This window comes from Nocardiopsis halotolerans DSM 44410, from assembly GCF_000341065.1.
Taxonomy (GTDB): Bacteria; Actinomycetota; Actinomycetes; order Streptosporangiales; family Streptosporangiaceae; genus Nocardiopsis; species Nocardiopsis halotolerans.
This window is the reverse complement of sequence record NZ_ANAX01000299.1, coordinates 1-4,882: the sequence shown is the minus strand read 5'-3', so window position 1 is coordinate 4,882 and position 4,882 is coordinate 1. Positions and strand designations below refer to the sequence as shown.

3 protein-coding genes are annotated in these 4,882 nt (G+C 77.0%); all 3 read right to left on the bottom strand.

Annotated features, from left to right (window positions below; translation table 11 throughout):
- The coding region (locus tag D455_RS0122055) for a lanthionine synthetase LanC family protein (protein ID WP_017572858.1) at positions 1–954 on the bottom strand (954 nt) is incomplete at its 3' end.
- Positions 951–3,914: a lantibiotic dehydratase gene (locus D455_RS0122050; RefSeq protein WP_017572857.1), complete on the bottom strand. Its 2,964-nt coding sequence runs from the start codon at positions 3,912–3,914 to the stop codon at positions 951–953. The genes D455_RS0122055 and D455_RS0122050, both read right to left, overlap by 4 nt.
- The gene (locus tag D455_RS31340; protein ID WP_083922362.1) at positions 3,911–4,828 is read right to left on the bottom strand and encodes an LLM class flavin-dependent oxidoreductase; all 918 of its coding nucleotides are present in this window, start codon (positions 4,826–4,828) and stop codon (positions 3,911–3,913) included. The genes D455_RS0122050 and D455_RS31340 overlap by 4 nt, the downstream gene beginning before the upstream one ends.
- Positions 4,829–4,882 lie beyond the last annotated feature (54 nt).

The following is a 4,882-nucleotide window of genomic DNA, read 5'->3' as shown; positions in this document are numbered from 1 at the left end:
CTCCAGCCCCTCGGCCATACCGTGGTCGTCGTGGGCGCGGCGGCCGAACCAGACCAGCCCGGCTGCGCCGTGGCAGAGGCAGCCGTCCGTGATCCCGCAGTCGTCCCCGGGGCGGGTGACGACCGCCCCGGCGGTGGCCCGGGCCAGGCCGGCGTCGCGCGGGTCGCCGGTGGCACCGGCGGCCGTGTGCAGGGCCAGGGCGACACCGGGGTCGCCCGAGCACCAGGTGGCGCGCGCGGGCGCGTAGCGCGTCTCGACCCGGTGGGGGAAGAGCGCGTGGGCGAAGTCGCCGCGCTGGGCGCGCAGCCAGCGCACGGCGTCGTCGAGCAGGGAGCGGGCGCGCGGGGCCGAGGCGGTTCCGGCGGCCGAGGCCAGGTAGGACACCAGCCCGGCGGTGCCGTGGGCGGCGCCGAGCACCCGGCAGCGCGCGGACTGGTCGGCCCGGCGCGCCGGGGAGTCGCCCAGGCGCACGAAGAGACCGTCGCCGTCGTGTTCGACACGGTCCTCGACCACGTCCAGGATCCCGGAGGTGGCCTTGTCGCGGAACCCGGCGTCGGGGTGGGCGAGGGCGTAGACGCCGAGGCCGAGCAGGCCCATGGGCAGGTCGACCTCTCCCCCGTCCGGGTAGTCGGCGATCCACCGCAGGACGGTGTCGTCCACGGGGCCGAGCCCGGACGGCTCGGTGCCGCGCGCCCGGGCGAGCTGGAGGGCGGTCCATCCGGCCTGGGCGGCGCCCCGGTACAGCCAGGGGCCGGTGCCGCCGCCGGAGCGCAGCAGGGCCGTCGCCTCGCGGAAGGAGTCCTCCGCTCCGTGTTCCTCCCCGAGGGCGCGGGTGAACTCCATCCGGACCAGGGCCTGGTCCAGCAGCAGCGGGAAGGTGGGCGCCTCGCGCACCCCCGCCGCCATGTCGTCCAGGAACAGCCGTGCCAGGCGCAGCGTGCCCGCGTCGTTCATCGCTTCTTCCTCTCCAGGGCGTCCGTCCGCCGCAGGTGGCGCCGGGCGAGTTCGTGCGCCAGGTACTCCATCCGCACCGCGTCGAAGGCGAAGGTCCGGTTGAGGTGCAGGTGCAGCGCGGACCCGAACACCGACCGGAGGGCGCCGGGCCCCGCGGCGGTCGGCTGGGCGGCGGCCAGCGCGCCCAGGGCCTTGGCGAGGTGTTCGTCGGGGCGGACCCGTGCCACGTGGGCGCGCAGGTCGGCCTCGTGGGCGCGCGCGAACTTGCCCAGGGGGTTGCCCGCGCGGGTGGCGGACACGTCCAGGCCGCTCTGGCACACGCGCAGGAACTCCTGGCGTTCCTCCGGGGTGTCGAACAGCTCGGCGCACCAGTGGGTGATGTCGGCGACCGCCTGGTGGAGGCGCGCGGACTCGTCGGCGAGGCCGGGCAGGGCGGCGGCGACCCGGTCGCTGGATGCGGTCGCGAGCGCCTCGGCGGCCCGCAGGCCCTCGGCACCGCCGTAGCGGGCCACCTCGGGCACGTACTCGTCCAGGACGGTCCGCGTGACCAGGCCCTCCGCGGCCAGCTGGGAACCGAGGGCGTCCACGGCGGCCAGCACTCCGGCGCGCGCGGAGGGCTGGGCCGGGCGGACGCGTACCCGCACGTGGTAGCCGCTCCCGTCCTGGTAGCGGAGGAAGAACCAGCGGTCGGCCGCTCCGCTGGCACGCAGGTCGAGGGAGAGCCGGTGGGCGCGCGACACCACCCGGTCGGCGGTGGCGTGACCGCAGTGGAGCCGGGCGTAGACCCAGGCCCGGCCGTGGGCGCGGTCCAGGGTCATCGTCCCGGCGCCGGGACGGGGCGGCTCGCGCAGGACGGGGCCGGTGGGCACCACGACCTCGGCGACGTGGTGGCCGGAGGGGCCGCGCACGGCGGGCGCCTCGGCCTGCGGCATCTCCACGAACGTGGTGGCGCGGTTCCCGGCGCGGTCCAGGGCGGCGCGCACCGAGGCGTCCTCGCGCAGGTCGACCGGCAGGACGTGGTCGTACTCGCCGGTGCCCACCCATGTGCGGTCGCCGAGACCGGGAAGGCGGCGGCGCAGTGCGGCGGCCGGGGACGGCGCGGCCAGCACCGCGGCGACGTCCCCGCCGGTGAGCACCCACCGCTCGGGGGTGACGATGACCCGTCCGCAGGTGACGCGGGGCAGGTGGGGCAGACGGGCCAGCGGACCCCACGACCAGCCGACGCCCCCGGAGGTGGCCAGGTGGCCGAGTACCGCGTACACCGGGTCCAGGTCGTGGAGGTCGACGTTGTGCGCGGTGTTGAGTTCCACGAGGACGGGGCGGCCGGTCAGGGAGTCGCGCAGCCGGAAACCGTCCGGGCGGAGCTGGAGGAGCAGCCGGTCCGGGTGCAGGGTGCCCGCGTGCGCTCCGGTCAGGGCGATGGTCTCGTCCAGCACGCGGGGGCGCAGCAGGACGTTGCCGATGCGTCCGCCGGGGTGGTGGACGAGTTCCGCGTGCAGGGGTTCCTCCTCCGGACGCGCGGCGCGGCGGTCCGCGCGTGCCCGGTCGACCTGCTCGTGGATCCGGTCGGCGACGGCGGGGCGGTGGAGGCCGAACCGGGCGAGCAGGGCGTGGGGCGCCCGTCCCACTCCGCCGACGAGCATGCTGTGCGGTCCGTCGTGCGCGCCGGGGTCGGTGTCGCCGAGCAGGACGGCCAGCAGCGCGCGGGAGCCGTCGGTGCCGCCCTCGGGCAGGTGGGCGATGTCCACGGAGCCGCCGCTCCCGGGGCCGCCGTCGGCGGTCCAGCGTCCGAGCAGGTCGAGCAGGTCCGGGGAGACGGGCACGTCGGCGGGGCGGGATCCGGCGCGCAGGCCCGCCCTCGCGGCGAGGGCGGAGGCGCCGCGCCGGGCGGGGCGGAGCACGCCCGACTCCAGATCGAGGGCGCTCAGCAGGGGGACCTCGGCGTCCTCGTAGCGCTCGGAGAAGGCGGTGCGGAAGGCGGCCATGTCGATGCCGGGACCGGTACCGGAGGTGGCGAGCGAGGCGACGCGGCGCACGGCGGCGCGCAGGTCGGCGACGGTGCGCCGGTCCAGGAGGGCGGTGCGCATGGCGAGTTCGGGGTGCAGGTCGAAGCGTTCGGCGCGTCTGGTCCGGGCCGGGGAGGACACGCGGTCGGCGGCGCGGTCCCAGGCCGTGTCGAGCCGGTCGCGCAGGCCCTCGTCGAGGGGGTGTTCCCCGGCGGCGTCGGTGAGGAGACCGCGCAGGGCGTCGGCGCGGGGGCGGTCACCGACGGCCTCAAGGAGACGGACCGCGCGGTCGGCGGGTTCGGTGCCGGGACCGATCAGGCCGTCGGAGGGGTGGAGCAGCCCGCGGTCACGCAGCCCGCGCACGAAGGCGCGCAGTCGGTCGGGGTCGGCTCCGGGAAGGCGCTCGACGAGTGCTCCGGTGATGGCGGTGGTGCTCATCTCGGCGTCACCGACGACGGCCACGGCGGTGTCGATCGCCCCGGTGCGGCGGACGCTCACCACGGTGGCGGTGGCGTCTCCCGGAGCGGCGAAGCGCACGGTCTCGGCGCCGACGTGGGCCGACGGGTTGAGGCGGAGCGGAACGTCGTCGGGGTCGGCCCCGGCGAGGGCGTCGGCGACCGTCTCCTCCAGGACGCGCACGTCCACGCGGACCCGTACGCGGTGCCGGTCGCGCCGGTCGACCTCCAGGTCGCGGCGGTCGCCGACGGACAGCGGGGCGGTTCCGGCGAACAGGCCGTAGGGGGTGGCCCGCCCGCCCATGCGCGCGATGTAGCGCAGCAGGGAGGCGCGGGCGCGCTCGTCGGACGCGGCGGCGGTGCGCAGGTGGGGGTCGGCGGCCAGGTCGACGGCCATGGCGGTGAGGGGATCGTGGACGTCCCCCGCGGCGACCATGCGGGCGGACTCCGCCACGCTGAGCACGGGGACGCGGATCAGGCCGAAGTCCGCCCCGCTCACCGGGCACCGCTCCCGGCGGGCGCGGAGGCCGGGGCGCTGGCGGAGGGTGCCGTGGCGCGTCCGCGCACGGCCGCGAAGATCTCCTCCACGGCGCGCAGGTGGTCCTCCGGATCGCTGGACAGTTCGGTGATGACCGCCTCGTCGGCGCCGGTGATGTCGAGGACGCGGTGGACGGTGTCGGCGCACTGCTCGGCGGTGCCCGCGCGGTTGACCCGCACGCCCGGCCGGAGGCTGTCGGTGCGCGCCCTGACGGGGTCGTCGTTGGCGACCAGGGCCAGGGCCACGGCCGTGCGCCCCGCCGGGTGCGCGGCGCGGTAGGCGCCGAGCGTGCTGACGCAGGCGTCCACGTCGGTGTTGAGGAACAGGGCGTGGCAGTAGTGGGCGCCCGTCCTCCCGGCGGTCTCGGCGGAGCGCGTCCCCGCGCCGTGCGACCAGAGCTGGAAACCGGTGTCCACGGGGTCGATCCACTCCGCTCTCCCGCGCAGGAGGGCGACGGTCCTCTCGATGGTGGCGCCGACGTCGGCGTTCCGGTCGCGCAGGTGTGCGAGGTCCTCGGCCGCGGTCCCGCTCACGTCTCCGCGCCCGAAGCCGACGTCGAGGCGGCCGGGGCAGAAGTGCGCGGCGGCGGCGACGTCCTCGGCGGTCAGGTGGGGATCCCGGACCCGGGACAGGGTGACGGCGGTGCCCACGCGTACGCGGCGGGTGTGGCTGCCCAGGACGGCGGCCAGCAGCAGCGGGTTGGTGCTGGGCACGCCGGCGGCGTGGTGTTCGGGCAACCAGATCCGGCGGTAGCCCAGCCGCTCGGCGAGCATGGCGGCGGCGAAGGCGGTGTCGCGTTTGTCCCGGACGGGACGGTCCTCGGTGAGGTCGAGGTATTCGAGCAGGCCCAGCGGGGGTGGCGCGTCGTCGTGCATGGGGGGTACCTCCTCGGCCGGGTACGCGCCCGCGTCGTCGACGGGCGGGTACCC